General features: G+C 49.3%; 5 protein-coding genes. All 5 read left to right on the top strand.

The genetic code is table 11. The annotated features are described in order from the left end of the window. On the top strand, positions 1-371 hold a 371-nt coding region (locus tag B3180_RS04765; RefSeq protein ID WP_286843327.1), incomplete at its 5' end, for a glutamate ligase domain-containing protein. Further along, positions 368-1,771 (top strand): UDP-N-acetylmuramoyl-tripeptide--D-alanyl-D-alanine ligase, encoded by a 1,404-nt coding sequence (locus tag B3180_RS04760; RefSeq protein WP_278358266.1) that lies wholly within the window; start codon positions 368-370, stop codon positions 1,769-1,771. The genes B3180_RS04765 and B3180_RS04760, both read left to right, overlap by 4 nt. Continuing rightward, positions 1,765-2,847 (top strand): phospho-N-acetylmuramoyl-pentapeptide-transferase, encoded by a 1,083-nt coding sequence (gene mraY, locus B3180_RS04755; protein ID WP_278358265.1) that lies wholly within the window; start codon positions 1,765-1,767, stop codon positions 2,845-2,847. Before B3180_RS04760 ends, mraY begins: the two co-directional genes overlap by 7 nt. 6 nt (positions 2,848-2,853) lie before the next feature. Further along, the gene (gene murD, locus B3180_RS04750; protein ID WP_286843325.1) at positions 2,854-4,245 is read left to right on the top strand and encodes a UDP-N-acetylmuramoyl-L-alanine--D-glutamate ligase; all 1,392 of its coding nucleotides are present in this window, start codon (positions 2,854-2,856) and stop codon (positions 4,243-4,245) included. Further along, on the top strand, positions 4,229-5,073 hold an 845-nt coding region (locus B3180_RS04745), incomplete at its 3' end, for an FtsW/RodA/SpoVE family cell cycle protein (RefSeq protein ID WP_286843323.1). The genes murD and B3180_RS04745, both read left to right, overlap by 17 nt.

The raw sequence follows: 5,073 nt of genomic DNA, 5'->3' as shown, positions 1-5,073 counted from the left end.
TGCACTGCAAAGGTCGTTTATGGTGCGTGTTTGGCTGCGGTGGCGACCGTGACCGGGGTAAACGCCCACAAATGGGCAAAGTCGCTGCAGACTACGCCGACGTCGTGGTTGTTACAGACGACAATCCAAGAACTGAGCCAGCGCAACAGATTATCGAAGACATTCTGACAGGTATTGCGGATAAAGAGCGGGTTAAAGTCTGGCCCGGCCGCCGCGAAGCCGTGATAAAAGCCATGCAGGAAGCAGCGCAAGACGATGTTGTTCTGCTGGCAGGCAAGGGACATGAAGACTATCAGGTTATCGGCACCCAACGTGTGGATTACAACGAAAGAGCAGTCGTGAGTGAATGGCTGCAAGGAGACTGCGCATGATTTCAGTATCACTGGAGTGGATCGCGGAACAGGTGGAAGGCCGCCTGGTTGGCTCTGATTGTAAAATAGACAAAGTATCAACGGATACGCGTGCGGATCTGCAGGACGCACTTTTCATTGCCTTAAAAGGAAAGAACTTTGATGCGCACGACTTCGTTGAGCAAGCTATAGCCAAAGGTGCTGCTGCCGTTATTTGTGAAAAGCAGCAGGACATTGACTGTCGGCAAATTATTGTCGAGAACAGCCGCCATGCACTAGGACGCCTGGGCGCAGCGGTGAAAGCCAGGGTTGCTCCGAGAACCATCGCGGTTACCGGCAGTAATGGTAAAACCACAGTAAAAGAAATGCTGGCGGCCATTTTATCAATTCGTCATCCGGTATTGGCGACTCAGGGCAACTTTAATAACGACATTGGTGTTCCTTTGACTCTGCTGCGACTGGAAGAACAACATAAATACGCGGTGGTTGAGCTGGGAGCGAATCACCCCGGAGAAATAGGCTACACCACTAATCTGGTCAAGCCCGACGTCGCTATTCTAAATAACGTAAGTGCTGCACACGTTGAAGGTTTTGGCAGTTTACACGGCGTAGCTCGTGCGAAAACTGAAATTTTCCGTGGAGTGGGGAGCCAGGGAACGGCTGTTACCCCCCGCGATTCCGAGTTTTACCCATGCTGGGAGCGCGCTTGCACTAATATGAACTGGAAAACCTTTGGTTTAACCGACAGTTCGGACGTGTTTGCCACAGATATCACTCTTAATGGAGAAGGACACCCGTCATTTACGCTTCATTTAAATGGGGAAGCCCGACAACTGACTTTAAAATTGAGCGGTCAGCACAACGTCTTAAATGCGCTTTCTGCGTCGGCTGCGGCCAGCGAATTGGGTATGTCTCTGGATGATATTGTTACCGGTTTAGAGAAGGTTCAACCGGCAAAAGGGCGTTTAACCACCATAAAAGTGAGTGATCACTTACGTATCATTGACGACACATACAACGCCAGCGTTGCTTCCACCAAAGCCGCTCTCGATTTACTTGGAAGCTACAAGGGTTACCGAATTTTTGTCCTTGGAGACATGGGCGAACTAGGAGCTGATGCAAGAGCCTATCACGAAGAAATTGGTGAGCATGCTATTGGCTCCGGTATCAACAATTTATATAGCCTGGGTGTACTCAGCCAAAGTGCCAGCGAAGTCTTTAACGGCAATGGCGGCAAGCACTTTGGAAGCTTACAGTCCCTGGTTGACTCTGTTTTACAAAGACTTACAGAACAGACAGGTAAACAGCCTGTCACAGTGCTGGTTAAAGGCTCACGCTCTGCACATATGGAGCGCGTTGTTGCAGCAATACAGCAGGCTGTCACAGTTGATGACAGCACAGAGGAAAAGCACGCATGTTAGTTTGGTTGGCGGAGTACCTAACCCAGTTTGAAAGCGCGTTTAACGTGTTTTCCTACTTGACCTTACGGGCAATACTGAGCGTTTTAACCGCTTTAGTTTTGTCATTGTGGTTAGGACCAACATTGATTCGCCGTTTGCAACGTCTGCAGATAGGACAAACGGTACGGGACGATGGCCCCGAAAGCCATCTAAGTAAAAGCGGTACACCGACCATGGGCGGTGTCTTGATACTAGCCGCGGTGCTGGGTTCATCACTACTCTGGGCCGACCTGGAGAATCGCTATGTATGGGTTGTGTTATTAGTAATCACCGGCTTTGGCATTGTGGGTTTTGTTGATGACTACCGCAAAGTAGTGCGCAAAGATCCGAAAGGTTTAATCGCCAAATGGAAGTACTTCTGGCAGTCGGTTATTGCCAGTATCGCAGCGGTCTACCTTTACTGGAGCAGCACTCAGGGCGCCGAGACGGCACTGATTGTTCCTTTCTTTAAAGACGTTATGCCGCAACTGGGCATGCTTTATTTGTTGATGGCCTATTTTGTCATTGTCGGTACCAGCAATGCGGTGAACCTCACTGATGGCTTAGATGGGCTGGCGATTATGCCGACCATTATGGTTGCCGCAGCATTGGGCATTTTTGCTTATGTTTCCGGCAACGTGAACTTTGCTGAATATCTGCAAATTCCTTATTTACCCTTAACCGCCGAATTGTTGGTGGTCTGCACCGCTATTGTTGGTGCTGGGCTGGGGTTTCTATGGTTCAACACTTATCCGGCACTGGTATTTATGGGCGATGTAGGCTCTCTGGCTTTAGGCGCTGCACTTGGCATTATCGCGATACTGGTCCGCCAGGAGTTGGTGCTGTTTATTATGGGCGGCGTATTTGTCATGGAAACGGTTTCCGTGATGCTGCAGGTGGGCTCTTACAAACTGCGGGGCAAACGTGTTTTCCGCATGGCGCCAATTCACCATCACTACGAATTAAAAGGTTGGCCTGAGCCACGAGTCATTGTGCGTTTCTGGATATTGTCGTTAATTTTTGTACTGATAGGACTCGCAACCTTGAAGTTGCGTTAAAAAATAATGAAAAAGATAGCCTGGCAGAATATGAAACACATTGTTGTCCTCGGTCTTGGAAAGACCGGGGTTTCTGTGCTGCGCTATTTACAAAATAAAAAGCAACAGGACAAAAAGCTGGCAAATGTTCAGATTCGGGTATTCGATTCTCGCAGTAACCCTCCTGGTCTCGACGAAGCCAAACAAATATTGGGCGATACTGAATTCCTGAATCGTCGCTGGGAGTTAGAAGACACGCTGGCGGCTGACTTAATTATTACAAGTCCGGGCATTGATCTGCGCGAAGAGCCGATAGTTTTAGCCCGGGATGCAAATATTCCGGTGGTTGGCGACGTCGAACTTTTTGCTCAAGAGTCGAATTTACCCGTCATTGCAGTAACCGGTTCTAACGGTAAATCCACTGTTACCCGAATGGTTGAGTTTATTGCTCAGAAATGCGGTAAGAATGTGGTTGCAGCCGGTAATATTGGTCTGCCGGTGCTGGAGTTACTGCAACAAAAAGAGCAGCCTGACGCTGTCATGCTGGAACTGTCCAGCTTTCAACTGGAGTCTGTAAGTAGTTTAAATCTAAAAGCTGCGGCACTTCTGAATATTAGTGCCGATCACATGGATCGCTACGGCACCATAGAAGAGTATGTTAAAGCCAAACAGCGCATTTTTACTAACGCGAAGACCTGGGTATTAAACCGACAGCAGCAGGACACCTGGCCACATCCAATTACCGGTAAGTTAATGAGTTTTGGCGATGACGCTCATCCCCAGCATTTTGGGCTATTGTCCGGCAATGTTGATCGCTCCAGTGGTCCGGTGGCAGTTACTTACCGCGGTAATGTTGTGCTCCGCGCCGATCAGTTAAAACTGCAGGGCATTCATAACTTAATCAATGTGCAGGCTGCTCTGGCGTTGTGTGAGGGCATTTCAATTGATGTCGAGCAAGCAGCCCGCGCAGTGAAAGAATTTAGCGGCTTGCCTCACCGTTGTGAACTCGTCAGCAGTGACGGTGATGTATTATGGGTTAATGCTTCAAAAGCAACCAATATTGGGGCAACGGCAGCGGCCGTCGAAGGCCTTCGGCCAACGGTTAATGGACGTCTATTGCTTATTGCCGGAGGCCATGGCAAAGGTGCGGACTTCCGGGAGCTACAGTCAACTCTGGAGCGCGTCGATATTTTGCTGACTATAGGCGAAGACGGTCCGCGTTTGGGGCAGCTGTTCAACGGCTCGCGTCAGGTTAAGAGTCTGCAGCAGGCTGTTGAGCTGGCATCCTCTCTCGTTCAGGCAGGGGATATGGTTCTGCTGTCTCCGGCCTGTGCCAGTTTCGATCAGTTTGATAATTTCGAGCATCGTGGCGAGAGTTTCCGTCAGGCAGTGGAGGCGCTTTATGTCGACAGTGCGTGAAGAACAACTGAATCTCGAAATACCTGAGAGCCAGGCCAATACTCGGTTACAGCAGCTATTCGACTGGTTCCGGGGAACAACCAGTGAGCCTCTTTACGACCGGGTGCTGTTTGTTCTTGCCATGTCGTTACTGGCTTTTGGCTTTATTATGGTGACATCAGCCTCGCTACCAACAGCCGAGCGGCTAACCGGTAACCCTTTTCATTTTGCGATACGTCACGGCGTTTATATTGTTATCAGCTTAGTGATTATGCTGGCGACCTTGAGGGTTCCTACGCAAAGCTGGAATTTGCACAGCGGTAAGCTACTACTTATTGGCTTGATGATGTTATTGCTGGTGTTGATTATCGGCCACGAGGTGAATGGCTCTCAGCGTTGGATAAAAGTGGGGCCTATCACTATTCAGTCTGCAGAAATGGCTAAATTATTTTTCTGTATTTACATGGCCAGTTATTTGTCCCGTCGTGAAGACGAAGTGCGCGAAGCCGCCAAAGGCTTCATTAAGCCATTATTCCTGCTGTTTATTGCGGCAGTGCTGCTGTTGATGCAGCCAGACTTCGGTACTGTTGTGGTTCTGTCGGCGACCACTGTCGCTATGCTGTTCCTGGCCGGTGCCCGGTTATGGCAGTTCTTCGCGGTATTTCTTACCTGCGTGTTGGCGCTCATTCTTTTGATTATTGTTGAGCCCTACCGAATGCAGCGACTATTAACGTTCTTAGAACCGGAAAAAGACCCTTTTGGTGCCGGTTATCAGTTAATGCAGTCGCTTATTGCCTTTGGACAAGGGCAGTTTAGTGGTGCAGGCCTGGGTAACAGTATTCAGAAACT

It is taken from the genome of Idiomarina sp. UBA4206 (assembly GCF_002383015.1).
Taxonomy (GTDB): domain Bacteria; phylum Pseudomonadota; class Gammaproteobacteria; order Enterobacterales; family Alteromonadaceae; genus Idiomarina; species Idiomarina abyssalis.
This window is presented reverse-complemented; position numbering and strand designations above follow the sequence as displayed.

What these genes read in the sequence shown, in the direction of transcription:
- B3180_RS04760 (WP_278358266.1), top strand. Translation starts at nt 368, where the DNA reads ATGATTTCAGTATCACTGGAGTGGATCGCGGAACAGGTGGAAGGCCGC.
- mraY (WP_278358265.1), top strand. Translation starts at nt 1,765, where the DNA reads ATGTTAGTTTGGTTGGCGGAGTACCTAACCCAGTTTGAAAGCGCGTTT.
- murD (WP_286843325.1), top strand. Translation starts at nt 2,854, where the DNA reads ATGAAAAAGATAGCCTGGCAGAATATGAAACACATTGTTGTCCTCGGT.